Here is a 19,367-nt window from a genome sequence, read left to right as displayed (position 1 = left end):
CACTAAGAAGAGCCAGATCAAACAAACTTACAATGGAGAGTTTGATCCTGGCTCAGGATGAACGCTAGCGGCAGGCTTAACACATGCAAGTCGAGGGGTAACAGGGAAGCTTGCTTCCGCTGACGACCGGCGCACGGGTGCGTAACACGTATGGAATCTGCCCTTTACTGGGGAATAGCCCGGAGAAATCCGGATTAATGCCCCATACTAGACGAGATGGCATCATCTTGTCTTGAAAGCTCCGGCGGTAAAGGATGACCATGCGCACGATTAGTTTGTTGGTGAGGTAACGGCTCACCAAGACTACGATCGTTAGGGGGCCTGAGAGGGTTATCCCCCACACTGGTACTGAGACACGGACCAGACTCCTACGGGAGGCAGCAGTGAGGAATATTGCGCAATGGAGGCAACTCTGACGCAGCCATGCCGCGTGCAGGAAGAAGGCGCTACGCGTTGTAAACTGCTTTTAATCGGGAAGAAACCCCGGGACGTGTCCCGGGTTGACGGTACCGATGGAATAAGCACCGGCTAACTTCGTGCCAGCAGCCGCGGTAATACGAAGGGTGCAAGCGTTATCCGGATTCATTGGGTTTAAAGGGTGCGTAGGCGGAACAATAAGTCAGCGGTGAAAGCCTGCAGCTTAACTGCAGAACTGCCGTTGATACTGTTGTTCTTGAGTACGTTTGACGTGGGCGGAATGTGCCGTGTAGCGGTGAAATGCTTAGATATGGCACAGAACACCGATAGTGAAGACAGCTCACGAAGACGAAACTGACGCTGAGGCACGAAAGCGTGGGGAGCGAACAGGATTAGATACCCTGGTAGTCCACGCCGTAAACGATGATCACTCGTGATTGGCGATACACTGTCAGTCACCTAGCGAAAGCGTTAAGTGATCCACCTGGGGAGTACGATCGCAAGATTGAAACTCAAAGGAATTGACGGGGGCCCGCACAAGCGGTGGAGCATGTGGTTTAATTCGATGATACGCGAGGAACCTTACCAGGGCTTGAACGTACGTTGACAGGGGCGGAAACGTCCTCTTCTTCGGACAACGTGCGAGGTGCTGCATGGCTGTCGTCAGCTCGTGCCGTGAGGTGTCGGGTTAAGTCCCATAACGAGCGCAACCCCTACTGTTAGTTGCCAGCGGATAATGCCGGGGACTCTAACGGAACTGCCCGCGTAAGCGGTGAGGAAGGTGGGGACGACGTCAAGTCATCACGGCCCTTACGTCCTGGGCTACACACGTGCTACAATGGCGAGGAACAATGGGAAGCTACCGGGTGACCGGATGCTGATCTCTAAAACTCGTCTCAGTTCGGATCGGAGTCTGCAACCCGACTCCGTGAAGCTGGAATCGCTAGTAATCGCATATCAGCCATGATGCGGTGAATACGTTCCCGGGCCTTGTACACACCGCCCGTCAAGCCATGGAAGCCGAAAGTGCCTGAAGTTGGTGACCGCAAGGAGCTACCTAGGGCAAAGTCGGTGACTGGGGCTAAGTCGTAACAAGGTAGCCGTACCGGAAGGTGCGGCTGGAACATCTCCTTTTTAGAGGACTGCTCTTTTGGAGCTTCCGGCCAACGCAAGTTGGTTGACACTTACTTTCTCTCAGATGGATAATATTTTCAAACGGTGCCACCGTTGCCGTCTCCTAGTCCTGTAGCTCAGTTGGTTAGAGCGCTACACTGATAATGTAGAGGTCCGCAGTTCAAATCTGCGCAGGACTACCAGGGATAGGGAACGGGGAATTAGCTCAGCTGGCTAGAGCGCCTGCTTTGCAAGCAGGAGGTCATCGGTTCGACTCCGATATTCTCCACTCAATGTCCGCTTTTGCGAAGGCGACGGCGGACAAAGCTCGAAAGAGCGCACTGTTCTTTGACGTATTGTTAGACTGACCAAGACAGACCGAGAGATCGGTCCACCGAGCAAGACCATAAGAGGTCGAAAAGTTACTAAGGGCGTATGGTGGATGCCTTGGCTCTCAGAGGCGATGAAGGACGCGATAGGCTGCGATAAGCCATGGGGAGGTGCATAATGACCTGTGATCCGTGGATCTCCGAATGGGGCAACCCAGCCGGTTGAAGACCGGTTATCCTGAAAAGGAAGCTAACCCGGGGAACTGAAACATCTAAGTACCCGGAGGAAAAGAAAACAAATAGTGATCCCCCTAGTAGTGGCGAGCGAACAGGGGACAGCCCAAACCGGTACCGTTTCGGCGGGACCGGGGTTGTAGGACCACAACGTGGACTTCGTATACATAGTGGAACCCTTCTGGAAAGTTGGACCATAGCGGGTGACAGTCCCGTACACGGCATGTATGCGATACCTAGTGGTATCCTGAGTAGGGCGGGACACGTGAGATCCTGTCTGAATCCGGCGGAACCATCCGCCAAGGCTAAATACTACTGAGAGACCGATAGCGAACCAGTACTGTGAAGGAAAGGTGAAAAGAACCTCGAACAGAGGAGTGAAATAGACCCTGAAACCGTACGCCTACAAGCGGTCGGAGTTCCGTTTCGACGGAATGACGGCGTGCCTTTTGCATAATGAGCCTACGAGTTGCTCGTCACTGGCAAGGTTAAGGGATTAAGTCCCGCAGCCGAAGCGAAAGCAAGTCTTAACAGGGCGTGTAGTCAGTGGCGGCAGACGCGAAACCTGAGTGATCTATTCATGGCCAGGTTGAAGTTCCGGTAACACGGAATGGAGGACCGAACTGGTAGACGTTGAAAAGTCTTCGGATGAGCTGTGATTAGGGGTGAAAGGCTAATCAAACTGGGAGATAGCTCGTACTCTTCGAAATGCATTTAGGTGCAGCCTCGGACGTACAGTTATGGAGGTAGAGCTACTGATCGGGCTAGGGGGCTTCACCGCCTACCAAACCCGGACAAACTCCGAATGCCATAACTCAATATCCGGGAGTGAGCGCACGGGTGCTAAGGTCCGTGCGCGAAAGGGAAATAACCCAGACCATCGGCTAAAGGTCCCCAAGTGTGTGTTAAGTTGAATCTAACGAGGTCGGATTGCACTGACAGCTAGGATGTTGGCTTGGAAGCAGCCATTCATTTAAAGAGTGCGTAACAGCTCACTAGTCGAGCGATCCGGCATGGATAATGATCGGGCATCAAACACACCACCGAAGCTGTGGACTGCGTAGCAATACGCAGTGGTAGAAGAGCATTCCGGTCTGCGTAGAAGGTGTAGTGTGAGCTATGCTGGAGCGTCCGGAAAAGAAAATGTAGGCATAAGTAACGATAAGGCATGTGAAAAACATGCCCGCCGATAGACCAAGGTTTCCTGATCAACGTTAATCGGATCAGGGTTAGTCGGGACCTAAGGTATAGCCGACAGGCGAAGCCGATGGACAACCGGTCAATATTCCGGTACCGACCCATATTGCGATGGGGTGACGAAGGAGTGAAAGGTCTCCGTGCTGACGGAATAGCACGGTGAAGGACGTAGGTATAACGCTGGCAGGAAAATCCACCGGTGTTGCTGAAACCCGACAGTAGCAGGAAGCTTCGGCAGAATGCATTGACCCTAATCAGACTTCCGAGAAAAACCTCTAAGCTTCAGATATGGGCCGCCCGTACCTCAAACCGACACAGGTGGTCAAGGAGAGTATCCTGAGGCGCTCGAGTGATCCGTGGCTAAGGAACTAGGCAAATTAAGCGCGTAACTTCGGGATAAGCGCTACCCACGCAAGTGGGTTTCAATGAAAAGGTCCAGGCGACTGTTTAACAAAAACACATGGCTTTGCGAAATCGAAAGATGACGTATAAGGCCTGACACCTGCCCGGTGCTGGAAGGTTAAGAGGAGAGGTCAGCCGCAAGGCGAAGCTTTGAATCGAAGCCCCAGTAAACGGCGGCCGTAACTATAACGGTCCTAAGGTAGCGAAATTCCTTGTCGGGTAAGTTCCGACCTGCACGAATGGTGTAACGATCTGGACACTGTCTCGGCCACGAGCTCGGTGAAATTGTAGTTTCGGTGAAGATGCCGGATACCCGCAACGGGACGAAAAGACCCCGTGCACCTTTACTATAGCTTCACATTGACATCGGCTGCCCGATGTGTAGGATAGGTGGGAGACTTTGAAGTTGCGTCGCTAGGCGTGATGGAGTCATCGTTGAAATACCACCCTTCTGTCATCTGATGTCTAATCCCTGCGAAACAGGGACACAGTGTGTGGTGGGTAGTTTGACTGGGGTGGTCGCCTCCAAAAAAGTATCGGAGGCTTCCAAAGGTACCCTCAGCACGCTTGGTAACCGTGCGACGAGTATATTGGCATAAGGGTGCTTGACTGTGAGACCGACAAGTCGAACAGGTACGAAAGTAGGGCAAAGTGATCCGGTGGTTCCGTATGGAAGGGCCATCGCTCATAGGATAAAAGGTACGCCGGGGATAACAGGCTGATCATTCCCAAGAGCTCATATCGACGGAATGGTTTGGCACCTCGATGTCGGTTCGTCACATCCTGGGGCTGGAGAAGGTCCCAAGGGTTCGGCTGTTCGCCGATTAAAGTGGCACGTGAACTGGGTTCAGAACGTCGTGAGACAGTTCGGTCTCTATCTGTTGCGGGCGTTAGAAGTTTGAGGGGAGCTACCATTAGTACGAGAGGACCGTGGTGGACGAACCGCTAGTGTACCAGTTGTCACGCCAGTGGCATAGCTGGGTAGCTATGTTCGGATGGGATAAGCGCTGAAAGCATCTAAGCACGAAGCCCACCTCAAGATGAGACTTCTTTTAAGGGTCGTGGAAGATCACCACGTTGATAGGCTACAGGTGTAAAGCCAGCAATGGCAAAGCCGAGTAGTACTAATTACCCGTAGACTTTGACCTGAAAAGGTCTTCACGGTGGATTTATCGATCGTCTGTTTTGGTTCAGTCTAGCAGTATTTCTTAAGATCGTGTTACGATTTTAGGTGACTATTGCGGTGAGGTCCACCTCTTCCCATTCCGAACAGAGAAGTTAAGCTCACCAGCGCAGATGGTACTAGGATGATGTCCTGGGAGAGTATGTCGTCGCCGATCTGAACCCCGCCCCTCAAAAGGCGGGGTTCTTTTTTTACCCATACCGGAATGGTCCGGCATGATGTTTCCTTTGCATCCGCACATGAAGCATTCGTTCGTATTCTCCATCACACTGATCGCGGGGCTGGCGGGGGGCAACCTTTGCGCGCAGCGCCTGCAAGGCCATATCGCAGAGGCCGCAGGGGGCTTGCAGGTCGTACTTTCCGTGGCCCGGGGCAACGACTTCAGGCCCGTTGATTCCGTCCGGACGGATGATGCCGGTGATTTCAGTTTCCCGGAAGACTTCAAAGCAGCCGGCTTTTATCGCTTGGCATTGAACGACACGGACCGGATGGATCTCATCCTGGATGGCCGCGAGCCGGTGGTGGACCTCAGCTTTGACGGCATCCCCCTCGTGGACCATGTTCAGGTCCGCACCTCGGACGAGAACAAGCGATTGTGGGAATTCAAGTACATTTCCAAAGAGACCAAGGCCGTGCGTACCGCTGTGGCCCAGCAGAGACTGACGCTGCTCCCGACGGATACGGCGCAATTGGATCTGTTGAATGCCGTGGAGCAACGGGCCATGCACATGGAGGAACAGTATGTCCACCAACTCGTCCACAATGGGAATGGAGGCTATTTTGCCAAGGTGCTCACAGTGGATGACGCCATACGGGGTGTTAGGGGGAATGGACCTATGGCAGTGGCCGCCACCTGTGACTTCAGTGACCCTGAGCTGATGCGCTCCTCCGTCTATGACAAGGCCGTGATGGTGTTCCTGCAAAATCTCAACGTGGTCATCGAGGACCAGTTCATTGTGGGCGCCGACACGCTCATGCACCTTGCGGAACGCAACCCCGAATGCCGGTCCTACATGCTCGATCACCTCATCGACCTGTTCTCCACCTATGGCCCGGAGACCGCCTTGCAACATTTGGTCGATCGATATGTGGTGCCTGATGGGGACAGCGGTTCAGTCGCACCGGAATTGCGTGCCAAGGTGAAGGCCCTCATGCAGGTTTCCGTGGGAAGCACCGCACCGGATGTCGATCTCAACGATCGCGGTGTGATCACGCCATTGTCGAAATTGGTCAAGGCCAATACCTATACCGCGCTATTCTTTTACTCCAGTACTTGCGAGCATTGCCATGCCCAAATGCCCATGTTGAAAAAGGACCGGGCCCGATTCTTGGCCAAGGGCTTCCGCGTCATTGGCATCGCACTGGATGTGGACAGCGTGGATTTCCTGAAGAGCATCGAAGAGAATGCCATTCCTTGGAAGTGCTACAGTGAGTTCAACGGATGGGGTTCCAAAGCGGCCCAAGCCTTCATGATAAAGGCGACCCCCAGTTTCTTCCTGCTGGATGATAAGATGCGGATCGTGGCAAAGCCGGTGGATGCGGAGGAGTTGAGCCGGGTCCTGCAAAACCGCTATTAGTAGTTCGGGCTGATCGTCAGGGTTCCCGGAAGGGGCACCCCCCCTCCTACAATAATGGGCTGGATGGTTCTGGAGAGCGCTGCCATCGCACTCTGGTGTGCGGCGGCCACTTCACGTTCCGGTATCATCGTGACTTCGACCCATGCCGGTCGCACCGTACCCAGGTTTTCTTTTGGATACATCGTGCCAACATCCTCCTTCATCGCACCACGGTCTGCCAGAAGTAGGTCGTCCGGCTGAAGATCGGATCCGTGTGACGACCGTTCGAGATTATTCTTCGAAGTGCCGGTTCCCGGTCCGACGCCTATCGGAACGCGGTAATTCAAAGCTCGAAGATGGCAGTGGTCCCCATTGTGGTCCCATGCGGGGCAAGAAGTACGCGATCCGATCGGCCGGGTCTCCCCAATGATGGAAACAGTGGTCGGCGAGAGTTGAAGCTGGCCGGAAGTTCAAGTGTTTTCTGAATTGTGCTACGGTATTTACCGCAGGTACGGCCACAGCCGTGTTACGTAGTTGCTCGCCGCCGTCCGTAAAGCACGAAGGGCCGCCTCATTTGAGGCGGCCCTTCGGCGTTTGGTGCTATATCGGTTACTTGATGATGCTCAACCGCTGGACGGTCTTCTGTCCGTTGACGGTGATGTTCACCATGTACACTCCGCTGGCGATGTCGCTCGGCAGGTCGAGGATGGTGGTGAAGCGCTCACCGCTGTTCCCGAACTCCTTGGCGAAGACCTGCTTGCCGTAGATGTCCTGGATGTCCACCGTGATGTTCTGGTCCGCGTCCTGGATACCATCGATGCTCAGATTGACCTGACTTTCACGCACCGGGTTCGGCCACATCGTCGCCGTTCCAGTGGCTTGTGCCATGCTGGCCTCGGGGCGGGGGTTGCCGTTGTTGATGGTGATCGTACAGGTCTGGCCGCAGAAGCCGCTGTATTCCGTGCCCACTTTCACGTTCACTTGCACGCTGTAGGTGGAGCCGTTGACCATCGGCGGACGGTTGTTCCACTTCAACTGCAGGATGTAGGTGCTGCGGATGAAGGTCTCATCGTAGCCTTCGCTGGGGATGAAGATGCGGAACTGGTACTCCGTCGCACCCACCACCGGCGTGGCATAGATGAAGCTGTTGTTGGTGTTGAAGGCGCGTTCCTCGCCGCAAGAGTGCCCGTAGGTGGGCGCGCTGATCAGCTCCGTGCAAGGCACCGTCGGCGTCATGCCCACCTCGCAACCTGTGCCGAAGTGTGCGCTGGCAACGGGGCTAAGCGTCGTTGGTACGTGCCCGGACGAAGTACTTCACGCCTGGCGACAGCGGGCTGGTGTGCATCTGGCTGAAGCGCACCCAGTTGGTGCTCACCGCGATCCGGCGGATGTAGCCCGCATCGGGGTTGGAGAACTCGAACTGGTAGCTCGTCGCTCCCACCACCTCGCGGCAATACACCTTGCTGTTCATGGTGAAGTTGAAGATGTCGCAGGACTTGTTCGCGATCTGGGCCGGGCCGGGAGGCAGGCAGACGACATGGTCGAAGTAGGCGGAGTAGGCCGGGGAATAGGTGGGTGAAGACGACCCGTCCACGGCTCCGTCGAAGAGGTCACGAAGGAGGACCTTGCCGTCCGGTCGTTGCAGCTCCCAGTACCCGTTCCCGTTGGAGCAGCACAGGCCGTCCCCGAAGCTGTCGTACAAGTGGAAGTAGAAGCAGAAGCCGAAATCGACGGGCAGGCAGTGGTACTCACTGACCAGCTCATTGGTCCCTGGTACTGAGGAGGGACCGCTCGCGACGGTGTTGTAACCATCGTCAAAGATCTCCCCAGTACAGCCCGCTCCCATCATTGGCATCGTTCTGAATGACCACTACCAAGGCCTCACCGCCCACGTCGACAGCAACGTTCTGGCCATCGTTGGCCGGAATGTCATCCGCCACACCGTTGGGGAGGCTGGTGGAAATGGAGAGCGTCTGGTTCAGACCCGCTTGGGCCGGGACCGTGGGCAGGGTGATGGTCGCGGATGCCCCGTAGGCGAGGTTGCCCGTCCAGTTGTGGACGTACGGGATCCCGAGGGAGAGCCCATAGGTGATCTGTACGCTGGTGAGGTTGTTGTCCCCATTGTTCAGCAGGGTCACTTGCGGGGCCATCGTGGAGCCGCAGAGCAGGCCCGGGGCCGGATCGAGGATGGCGCTGATCGACGCGTCGTTATGCGCCGGGTGTTCCACCATCAGGCCGAAGGTGCCCTCCACACCTGCACCGCCGGTATTGTACACCAGCAAACGGTACCCGGTGTTCGGGGTCAGGCTCTCTACATTGATCCCGCCGGCGTCGACCGTGCAGCCTTCGCTGATGGTGGCACCGAGCCCGTCACATAGGCCCGAATAGACGGCGTAATTCAACGTGCTGGCCGAGTACTGGTTGTCCTCACCATTGTCCAGCAGCGTGATCAGGGTATGATCGAAGTTGCCGGTGTTGAAGGTGAACCAGACGCCTTGCACGGGCAGAGCACCGGAGCAAGTTGTCGGGGCGTCCACCGTGGCGCAGACGTTGGTGTACTGGGCAGGTGTACCCGTTCCGTCAGCCACTGTGTTGGTCAACGCAGGGAATACATCGCCGCATTGGTCATTGGCGGGCGGGGTGCAGACAGTCGCACAGTTCACGGTCATCTGGTAAGTGCCCTCCGCCGCTCCGGCGCCATGCACGGCGATCCAGTAGGACGTGCTGGTGGTGGCGTTGAAGGTCACAGTACCGCTGCCGTTGGCGCATCCGGGGCTATTGTCCACCATGGCCACGCAGCTCAAGTTGTTGCAGGCCGTTCCGGAGAACACAGAGATCCGGGTGTCAAAGTCGGACAGTCCACAAGTGCTCACGGTGACCGCTTCGTCAGCTGCGGCCGTATAAAGCCACCAGTTCTGGCCACCGGTGCTCGCAGCGCCGTTGTATGGGCAGGCACTGGCAGGCATGCTGTGGGCAACGCCCGTGGTAACACCGTTGTACGTGTTGCCGCAGAGCACCGGAGTGGACGCAGCACAGGTGTTGTTCGGCGTTACGCATTGGGTGGTGGCCGCCCAGCCGGGGGCGATGCCGCTGCCGTCGCTTACAAAGGCGAAGGTGAGGCAGCCGCTGGCGTTGCTGGAGGTGAAGGGGCCGGGGAGGGCGGTCGTCAGATCACCCCACCAGCCACCGGCACCGTAGGTGGTGTTGCCAGATCCGGCAGCATTGGCGCTGGCGAACTTCGGTGCGGCGGTGCTGTTGCCGTTGAAGATGAACAGCTTGTCATAGCTGGCCTCGGTGTTGAAGCTGCTGAAGAGCACGCGCACCTGATCGCCGGGGGTGGAGCGGCAGTAGGTTTTCACCCAGTTCTCGTTGTTCGCATAGTCGAGCGTGGGTCCACCGGTGTCGGTGAAGCCATCACCGCAGGCCGCGCCCGTGGTGAAGGCCGCACCACTGGCCCATGTGCTGAAGTCGCCGCCGCCGCAGTTGGCCCGTACGTACATGAAGTAGGTGGTGCTGCTGGAGAGTCCGGTCGCGTTCGCGGTGGTGATGCCGGCTGCAGTGTTGCCGTTGTCCACTCGGCCCGTGGCTCCGCTGCCACCCGCACCGCTAGTGCGTACTTCCCATTGGTAGCCGTTCGACGGGCCGGAGGTGCTGGCCGTCCAGTTCAGCGTGGCCGTGCTCAGCCCAGGGGCCGCCAGTAGGGCCGTGGGGGCTAAGCAGGTGGGGGGAGGGCTCACCGTAAAGGTGTAGTCCTCCGCTTCACCGTAGGCACTGGAGGCGCATGTCGTGGGCGCTCCGATCCAGCTGTTGCGGACCCGCATCGTGTAGTTCCCGTTGGGCGTACCACCGGGTACGGCAATGGAACCCGTGACGGGGTTGGGCGTGTAGCCCGTGGTGCCGAAGACGCGTTCACTGGGGTCGTCGAAGACCAAGTTGTGGTTCCAGTCCACCCAGATGTAAACGTAATCATCCCCGTCGGCGGTGCTTGCGGAGAAGTTCACCGAGCCGCCGGCAATGTTGCTCACGGATTGGGCGGTGAAATTACCGTAGCCCCCGGCAGATAAGCCGGAATTGACGTTGCTGATGTTGGTGAAGCCGTTCGTGGTGGAGAATGAGTTCAGGTAGTGTGTGGTACCCGTTCCCACCGGTGTGCAGTAGCCGGTGAAGAAGCTGCTTGAACTTCCCCATATGCTAACACTGCTACCACCGCCGCACACACCCTGCACATAGGCATAGTAGGTGGTGTTGGCCGTAAGTGGGGTTATGGCGGTGGCCGGCATTCCTGATGCGGCCGTGCCACTGAGCACCAGACCGGTGGCGCCGCTGCCGCCCGCGCCGCTGGTGCGTACCTCCCAGTTGTAGCTGCCGGAGGTGTTGTCCGTCCAGCTCAGTCCTGCGGACGTGCTCGTCACGTTGCTGATCGTTATCGCTGTCGGCGCGAAGCAGCTCGGGGTCGCGATCACGCTCAAGGTGTAATCCTCATAGGTCCCGTAGGTGCCGGTGTAACAAGGTGTGGGAGGTCCCACATCCACGCCACCGATGCGCATCCGGTACTGGCCCACAGGGTTAGCGCCTATGGGGAAGGTGGCGACCAACGTGGTGGGGCTGCTGCTCGAAGAGACGCCGGTATAGACGTTCTCCCCGACATCAACGAAGTCCAGGTCATGGTTCCAATCCACCCAGATCTTCGTGTCATAGGTGTAGCTGGTCTGGAAGGTGATGTTCACCGTGGCCGTGGTGTTCTCGATCAGCGAACCCACCATGGCGCTGTAGTCGCCATAGTTGTTGGGCTCGGTTCCCGTGGTGTTGTTCACCCCGCCGAAGTTGACGTTCGTGATACCACTGTTGTCCACCGAGCTGGGTGCGGGCAGGCAATAGCCGGTGTAGAAAGCCATAGGACCCGCCCATGAACTGAAGCTACTACCGCCACAATCGCTGCGCACATACAGTTGGTAGGTGGTATTGGCCGTGAGTGCCACGCCCGTCGACGCGGTCGTGGTCAAGGTGTTCCCAAGATCGATCAGGCCCGTGGCCCCGCTGCCGCCGAGGCCGCTGGTGCGGACCTCCCACTGGTAGCCATTGGCCGGGTTGGAGGTGCTGGCCGTCCAGGAGAAGGAGGCCGAGGTGCTGGTAACGCTCGTGGTGGCCAATGCAGTGGGGGCCTCACAACTTGGAACCAAGATCACCGAAATGTCATCCACGTACATGTAGTAACCAGATGCCGTCGTCGGTGACTTTTTCTGGAACCCGATGTAATAGACACCGGTCGTTGCGGGGGTGAAATCCACCGTGGCAGGATGCACGAGGCCGTCGTTGATCGCCGGATAGTTGGCCAATTGCGTGGTCATGGCCGATTCCTGTGCAGAGGTGCCATAGGCCACCTTCAGTGCATCCGTATAGAAGTTGTACTGGTTAGAGTACTTGTACGAAACTCGGTATGCGACGCCACCAGTGAGGTTCAACCCCGCCGTGTAAAGCCAAGAGCTGGTGTTGGAGGTACTGGTCGCATAGCCATAGTTGTATCCGGCATTTCCGGTCATCCCTGCAGGAGGGAAGGCGGAGGTGGTCCATGCCGCGCCGTTCACGGTCTGGATGGACATGCAGCTTGGAATGGCCGGTGTGGTCACAGCGTTGAAGTCCTCCGTGTAGGGGATGTTGGCAGGGAGGCAGGGCGTGGTGAAGCTCACCCCGGTGCTCCATGCGCTCACGTCGGGCACGGTGCAGATGCCCCTCACGTAAGCCGTATAGCTGGTGTTCGAGATGAGCGTGAGCGCCACCGGGCTGCTGCCCACGTTGCCGCTGTAGGCCAAACCTGTTGCTCCGCTGCCGGCCGCGCCGCTGGTGCGGATCTCATAGTCGTAGGTCAAAGCGGAGGCGCTGTTGGTCCAAGAGAAGCTGGCACTGGTGGCCGTGATCGCCGTGATGGCCGCGTTGGTAGGGGTCGGGCAGGCAGGTGGGGCGGTAATGTTGAGGGTGTAGTCCTCATAGGTGCCGTAGGAACCCGTGTAGCAGGGATCACCGCCAAGGTCGTTGTCCGTACCGCCGATGCGCATGCGGTAGCTGCCCAAGGGGTTGCTGCCCACGCTGAAGTTGGCCACCACCGTGGTGGGGTTCGCATTGCTGGACAGGACGTAGAACACCTGTTCCCCGGCGTCGTTGAAGTTCAGGTTGTTGTTCCAGTCCACCCAGACCTTCGTGCCGTACGTGTAGCTCGTGGCGAGGGTGATGCTCACCGAGGCCGTCGTGGTCTGTTGCACGTCACCTCCGGTCAGGCCGGTGTAGTCAGCATAATTGCCCGCTTCGGCACCCGTGGTGTTGTTGATCCCGCTGAAGGTGACGTTGGTGATACCGCTATTGTCCACCGAGGTTGGCGCAGGGGTGCAATAGCCTGTGTAGAAGCTGGACGATGCCGCCCATGAACTTGTGTTGGCCACGCCGCAATTGCTTTGCACATAGAGCACCATGGTGGTGCTGGCGGGAATGCCCGAGGCGGATGCCGTGGTCACACCGGCGAGGGTGCTTCCGCTGGCCACAAGGCCGGTGGCGCCGCTGCCGCCAGCTCCGCTGGTCCGCACTTCCCAATTGTACCCGTCAGCCGGGAGGGAGGTGCTCGCCGTCCACGACAGGTTGGCTGCGGTCGTGCTCGTGGGAACAGCTAAGAGTGCGGTGGGGGCAAGGCATGCGGGAGGGGCCGTCACCGTGAAGGTGTAGTCCTCGGTCTCCCCGTTGGAGATGTTACCGCAGGCGACGGGGTTGGTCGCGTTCCAATCGCAACGGATGCGCATCCGGTAGTTGCCCAAGGGAGTGCCCCCGGGGACCGTGATCGTACCGCTTTGGTTGTAACCGTAGCCGTTTAAGTTGTACGCCACTTCACCCACATCGGCGAAGTCCAGGTCGTTGTTCCAATCCACCCAGATGGTCGTGCCAGCCGAGCCGCCCGCGATGGTGGTGGCGAAGCCCACGCTGGCCCCGGCGTAGGTCGCTGCGGCCTGGCCCGTGAAGTCGCCATAGCCGCCGGCCGAATAGCCGGTCGCATTGGAGATGGTGGCTGAACCGCCCGTGGTGGTGAAATTCGTGAAGTAGGTGCTTCCACCGGTGGCGGTGGAGATGCAGTAACCCGAATAGAAGTTGATCGGGCCGCCCCAGATGCTCAGGTCAGCTCCGCCATTGCACGAACCTTGCACGTAGACTTGATAGTTAGTGCTGGCGGTCAATGTGCCGAGGTTGATGACGGGCGTACCCGAGGTTGCCGATCCATTGTTGACCAGACCGGTGGCACCGCTGCCGCCCGCACCGCTGGTGCGCAGCTCCCAGTTGTAGCTACCCGAAGCATTGTCCGTCCAGGTCAGCTCCCCGCTGGTGGTGGAAAGCAGGTTCACCGCGATGCCGGTGGGCGGGAAGCATACCGGTATGACTTCCACGTTCACGTCGTCGATATACAAGCGCCAGCCATCAAGGCCGCCGCTGGGGACGTGCCATGCGATGTACACATTGCCGGAATAGGAGGTCAGGCTGGTGATCTGCTCCGCATAGGTGATGTTGCTATAGGAGGTGGTCGCTATCAGGGTGTTGGTGAAGTCCCCGGGGCTGTTCCCCGTAGTGGACAAGAGCACCTCAAAGTCGTTCGGTTCACCGGCGGACTGCACGCGGTACCAGTACCGGAGCTGCTCCGCCCCGGTGAGGGTGATGGCAGGGGAGATCAACCAGTCATTATTGGCCCCGGCATTGTAGTCCGTGTAGATCGTGGCTACTTGGTCCCCTTCGTAGGGGCTCGTAGCATAGTTCATGTCCCAAGCATCGCCGTCCGCGTTCACATTGAGCACGCTCCAGCAGGCCTCGGTGGTGGATGCGGAATTGAAGCCTTCTTGGAAGGGTACGGGGAATGCATCGCAGGGGGTATGGAAGCTGGACGATGCCGCCCACAGGCTGAAGCCGCTGCCGCAATCGCTGCGTACATACAAGTTGTAGGTGGTGTTGGACGCCAAAGCAGCCGTGCTGGCCGTGGTGATGCCGGCCCCGGTGTTCCCGTTGTCGGTCAGGCCGGTGGCACCGCTGCCGCCCGCACCGCTGGTGCGCACTTCCCACTGGTAGCCGTTAGCCGGCAGGGAGGTGCTTGCCGTCCACGAGAGATCGGCGCTGGTGGCGGTGACGTTCGAGGCGGCCAAGGCCGTGGGGATCAAGCAGCTCGGGGTCTCGATCACGTTCAAGTCGTCGATCAACAGGTCGTTGTAGAACTGGCTGCCTCCAACAATGGACGGTAGTGCAACCAAGCGGAACTTGGTCGTGGTGGGCACGCTTCCGGGAACGGTGGCGGTATGCTCCTGCCATGCCGGTGAATTCCCGCCATAGGTGAGCAGGGTGATCCATACGGCACCGTCCCACACATCCAACTGGATCTGGTTCTGCGCCACGTCATTGGTGTTGTTGGACAGCATCCAGAAGCCCACTTGCGGGGTGGTCAGGGCGCTCATGTCGATCATCGGGGTCTCCAAGCTGTTGGCTTGGATATCCCCGGAGCCGTCGATCCAAGCGAAGTTGCCCGAACCGGACGTGTGGTCCACTGCACTGTTCAGGCCGTAATCCGGGCCGACGGGGGGGCCACTGACATGGAAGAGCCATTGCTCCGCACCGATGTTCGCCCAGCAGTTGGGCAGGCTCACTGCGGCATCGAAGTTTTGGGTGTATGGCGCCAAGAAAGAGGTGCAGGGCGTGGTGAAGCCGGACGAGGCCGCCCATGCGCTGAAGCCGCTGCCGCAATCGCTGCGCACATACAGGTTGTAGGTGGTGCTGGCCGCCAAGGCAGCCGTGCTGGCCGTGACGATACCGGCACCGGTGTTCCCGCTATCGGTGAGGCCGGTGGCACCGCTGCCGCCCGCGCCGCTGGTGCGCACTTCCCACTGGTAGCCGTTGGCCGGCAGGGAGGTGCTGGCAGTCCAAGCCAGATCGGCCGAGGTGGCCGTGACGTTGCTGGCGGCCGGCCCGGTCGGGGCCAAGCAGGCAGGCGGTGTGACCACGGATAGGGTGTAGTCCTCAACCTCTCCATAGGCTGAAGAACCGCATGAGGATGGAGCCCCGCCCAAGTAGCCGTTCCGGATACGCATGCGGTAAGAACCAAGAGGAGTTCCGGGTGGAACCGTGATCGTGCTCGATGCGGGTGTCGGAAGGTAGGTCCCGCCGGAGGAATAGACGGCCTCACCTGCATCGGCGAAGTCAAAGTCACCGTTCCAGTCCACCCAGATGGCCAAGGTGTAGGTTGAGGACGGCCAAGTGGCGATGAAGGTGAAGCTATTCCCGGCGCTGGCAGAAACGGTTTGGGCTGTAAAGTTCCCATAACCTCCCGCTGAGTAACCTGAACTGAGGTTCGAGATGTTCGTGTACCCGCCAGTCGTGGAGAAATTCGAGAAATAGTAGGTCGAGTTCGTCCCCGAAACGGCACAGTACCCATTGTAGAAGCTCACGGGTCCGATCCACACGCTGCTGTCGCCCACGGCACAGATCGCCCGGACGTAGACATAGTGGGTCAAGTCCGTGGGGATGGTCCCGGAGTTGGCGGTGGTGATGCCCGGACCGGTGGTGCCGGTGGCCTCACGACCCGTTGCACCGCTGCCTCCGGCACCGCTGGCACGCACCTCCCATTGGTAACCGATGGAGGGGATGCTGATGCTGGCGGTCCAGCTCATGTCCACCGAGGTGGGCTGGGGGGTGGCGATCAGCGCGGTCGGTGCGATGCAGGTCGGCGGTGCGGTGATGTTCAAGGTATAGTCCTCGAAGGTGCCCAATGTGCCGGTGTAGCAGGGGCTGGAGGGGCCGGCGTCCGTGTCGGTGCCGCCGATGCGCATGCGGTAGGTGCCGATCGCTTGTGTGCCCACATTGAAGGAGGCATTGAGCGTGGTGGGATTCGTTGCCAAGGAAAGCCCGGTGTACATCAGCTCGCCCGGATCGGTAAAGAGCAAGTTGTTGTTCCAGTCCACCCAGATCTTGGTGCCGTAAGTGACGCCGGTGCTGTACGTTATGGCCACATTGGCATTGAGGGTCTGCTTTACATCGCCTCCGGTGAGGGCCGTGTAGTTGCCATAATGGCCCGCCTCGTCCCCGGAAGGATTGTTCAGCGTACCGAAGGCCACGTTGGTGATGCCGGTCCCGTTGATGGTAGTGGGGGCCGGGGTGCAATAGCCGAGGAAAAGGCTGAAAGCGCTGGTCCATGCGCTGTAATCGCTGCCGCCGCAATCCCCGCGTACGTAGATGCTGTAGGTGAGGCCCGTGGTGAGCGGGGTGGCGGAGGCGGTGGTGATGCCCGCGCCCACGGTACCGCTGGCCTCAAGGCCGGTGGCACCGCTGCCGGCGGCACCGGAGGTGCGCACCTCCCACTGGTAGCCATTGGTCGGGTTGGAGAGGCTGGCATTCCAGGAAATGTTCGCGCTGGTGAGCGAGGTGGCCACGGCAGTCAAGTTCAGCGGGGTGATGCAGGTAGGTGCCGGGGCCAAGAGCAGGTTGTCCACGCCGATGTCCGTGGTGCCGCTGCCGGTGGCGATCAGGCGGATCACCGTGGTGGCCGTATTGCTGGCGAAGTCGAAGAAGCGGTTGGTCCACGTGGCGCTCAAGCCGAGGGTGTTGCCCACCTGGGTGAAGTTGGCACCGCCGTTGGTGGAGACCATCACTTGGAGGATGTCCGTCCCGCTGGTGTTGATGTGGTCAAAGCTCAGGCGGCTGTCGCCCGTGGCCGCGCTCATGTCCAAATAGAGGTCCAAGCTGCCTTGGCCGGCTCCGGCGGTGTAGCTATGGAAGCGGGCGGAATAGGCACCGGTGCTGTAGACAGGGGTGTAGCCGCCCAAGGTGGGACTGGTCCAAGCGGCGGATGCAGCTTGGTCGTTCCTGCGCCAGCTCGTGTTACCGGTGACGGGCGTGTTGCGCCAAGAGGTGGAGGGGACATCGGTGGTGCCACAGACGTTCTGCCAAGCCTCGAAATCCTCAGCATACGAAACGTTGTTGTACGTGGCATACACGGGGTCGTTCATCAGCACGGGCACCGTATTGGAGTAACTGAGCAGGCCGCTGTAGAAGCAGGTCTGTACCAAGCGGTAGTAGCGCGGGATGCTGAGGGCCGGTGTGGTGTACACGGTAGTGGTGGCACCGCTGCCGCCGGTGACGGGCGCCCAGGCGTTAATGCCGTCATCGGATTGCTGCCATTGCACGGAGATGCCGGCCAAGGGGTCGATGCCGGTGGCCGTGACCACAGTGGTACCGCCCACGCAGACCGTGGCCGGGATGGCGGATGCGGAGGCGGCCACGGGCGTGCCGTTGCACGGGGTCACCAAGCGTATATTGTCCAAACCGATGTCCGAAAGGCCCAGATCGGAGGTGGCCCGGAAGCGGAGGACCGTAGTGGCCGAGGTGCTGGTGACGGTATATTCATACTCCGTCCACGTGGCGGCTTGGCCCAGAGCAGGGGAGGTCAGCGCGGTGAAGCTGCTCCCTCCGTTGGTGGAGACCGATACGTTCAGAGCATCCGACCCGTCCACGTTGATGTAGGCGAATTTCAACTTCGTGGTGCCCAACGCGGCGGACATGTCCACGTAAAGGTCCATGGTGCCGGTGGAAGCGAGCGGTGCTTCCACGGAGTGAAAACGTGCAGAATACGTACCCGAGGTGGAGGCCGGGGTATAGTTGCCGGAGGTGGAGGTCCACCCGGCACTTGTTCCTTGGTCGTTACGGCGCCAGCTACTGAAGCCGGTTGAGGGGGTGTTGACCCAGTTCACCGAGGGTTTGTCCGAGGTGGCACAGCCGTTCACCCATGCTTCAAAGTTCTGGACCAAAGAGACGCCGTCGAACGGGACATAAGGGGGGATGGTGCCATCGAAGAGCGTGGCCACGTTCGTGCTGTCGGTAAGGCCGCTGGCCGTGCAGGTCACCACCATGCGGTAATAGGCCGTGCTGCTGAAAGCGGGGGTGGTATAGCTCTGGGTGGTGGCACCGCTGCCGCCGGATACCGGGACCCAGGGGCTGAGACCGTTGGGGGATTCTATCCACTGGTAGGTAAGGCCGTCCGCCACCGTACCCCCGGTGGCCGTCAGCAATACCGTGGAACCGATGCAGGCCGGGGTAGAGGCGGGGATGGACCCGGCGGTAGGAACTCCTACGCAAGGAGGAAGGAAGTTCAACTGGAGCTGGGCGATGGTGCCCGAGCGTGAACTGGCGGTGGGAGGGCTTGCCGGGTCGGGGTTGTTCGTGTCGTTGTAGTAATAGATCCCCGTGTTCGTTCCGCTGGCGAAGGCCCTCCACGTTGTTCCGCTGGTATAACCGGAGGTGTTCTCATCCACGGCGATCACCAAGTTGTCCGTGCCGTTATACACGAACGGCGTGGTCAACGTGATCTCCATCCACAACGGGGTTATTGGTGGGGCTGTAGACAGTGTGCCACTGTACACCTGGGTCATGCTCGCCAAAGGCACCCAATCGGTCGTGGTGGCGAAGGTGGTCTTCGTGGTGTTGCCCATATAGACCACCCAGCTATTACCGTTGACCAGGCCGCCCGCGTTCACCATGAAGCGGATCTTGTCGATCTTGCCCGCTTGGCCGATCTGGGCCGCCGTGTAGATCTGCTGGGTATAGTTGTAGCCGTAGTAGTTGTACATCGGCAAGTAACTACTAGTGCTCGTGCCCGAACCGATGGTCACGGTCTGCGCGCTCGCACCTGTGGCGAAGGCTCCTGCCACCAGCAGGGTCAACAGTAAGAACTTTTGCCACCAAGTGCGGAGGGACGTGGCGGTCGGGGCGGTGTTGAAAGAGGTCATGGCAGCGGGGTTTGGGGTTCGTGGGGTATAGTGGGTATGGATCGTCTTGGGCAACGGGTTTCTTGGTCAAGCCTCTCTCATGTAGGAGGAGGCCCGGTGTGCATTGGCAGCGGTAATGATCAGGTGCAGGATGAGGGAGCTCTCG

At 59.1% G+C, this 19,367-nt stretch carries 4 protein-coding genes, 2 tRNA genes and 3 rRNA genes; 6 read left to right on the top strand and 3 right to left on the bottom strand.

All coding sequences use genetic code 11. The annotated features are described in order from the left end of the window. Positions 1–29 precede the first annotated feature (29 nt). The 6 genes from IPP95_06225 (at position 30) to IPP95_06200 (ending at position 6,452) form a co-directional block, all read left to right on the top strand. A 16S ribosomal RNA gene (locus IPP95_06225) occupies positions 30–1,551 on the top strand. Between the two features lie 105 nt (positions 1,552–1,656). After that, positions 1,657–1,733 (top strand) — tRNA-Ile (locus IPP95_06220). 12 nt (positions 1,734–1,745) lie between these two features. After that, positions 1,746–1,819 (top strand) — tRNA-Ala (locus IPP95_06215). Positions 1,820–1,943: 124 nt separating this feature from the next. Beyond that, a 23S ribosomal RNA gene (locus IPP95_06210) occupies positions 1,944–4,840 on the top strand. Positions 4,841–4,919: 79 nt separating this feature from the next. Then, positions 4,920–5,032, top strand: a 5S ribosomal RNA gene (rrf, locus tag IPP95_06205). Together the 16S, 23S and 5S rRNA genes with 2 tRNA genes alongside form the textbook arrangement of a ribosomal RNA operon. An 82-nt stretch (positions 5,033–5,114) precedes the next feature. Beyond that, positions 5,115–6,452 carry a TlpA family protein disulfide reductase gene (locus IPP95_06200; GenBank protein QQS73809.1) on the top strand — a complete coding sequence of 446 codons (1,338 nt, stop codon included), beginning with the start codon at positions 5,115–5,117 and terminating at the stop codon, positions 6,450–6,452. A gap of 588 nt (positions 6,453–7,040) precedes the next feature. Here the strand turns inward: IPP95_06200 and IPP95_06195 are convergent. Genes IPP95_06195 through IPP95_06185 form a run of 3 tightly spaced genes read right to left on the bottom strand, consistent with a single transcriptional unit; the run spans position 7,041 to position 19,222 of the window. After that, a complete protein-coding gene (locus IPP95_06195) occupies positions 7,041–7,667 on the bottom strand; it encodes a T9SS type A sorting domain-containing protein (GenBank protein ID QQS73808.1) in 627 nt (208 codons plus the stop codon). 43 nt (positions 7,668–7,710) lie between these two features. Continuing rightward, the gene (locus IPP95_06190) at positions 7,711–8,286 is read right to left on the bottom strand and encodes a hypothetical protein (GenBank protein QQS73807.1); all 576 of its coding nucleotides are present in this window, start codon (positions 8,284–8,286) and stop codon (positions 7,711–7,713) included. Then, a complete protein-coding gene (locus IPP95_06185; protein QQS73806.1) occupies positions 8,246–19,222 on the bottom strand; it encodes a choice-of-anchor J domain-containing protein in 10,977 nt (3,658 codons plus the stop codon). Before IPP95_06185 ends, IPP95_06190 begins: the two co-directional genes overlap by 41 nt. Between the last annotated feature and the right edge of the window lie 145 nt (positions 19,223–19,367).

It is taken from the genome of Flavobacteriales bacterium (assembly GCA_016700415.1).
Classification (GTDB): Bacteria; Bacteroidota; Bacteroidia; order Flavobacteriales_F; family PHOS-HE28; genus PHOS-HE28.
Note: the sequence above shows the minus strand (reverse complement) of the source record. Positions and strands in the feature narration are given on the sequence as shown.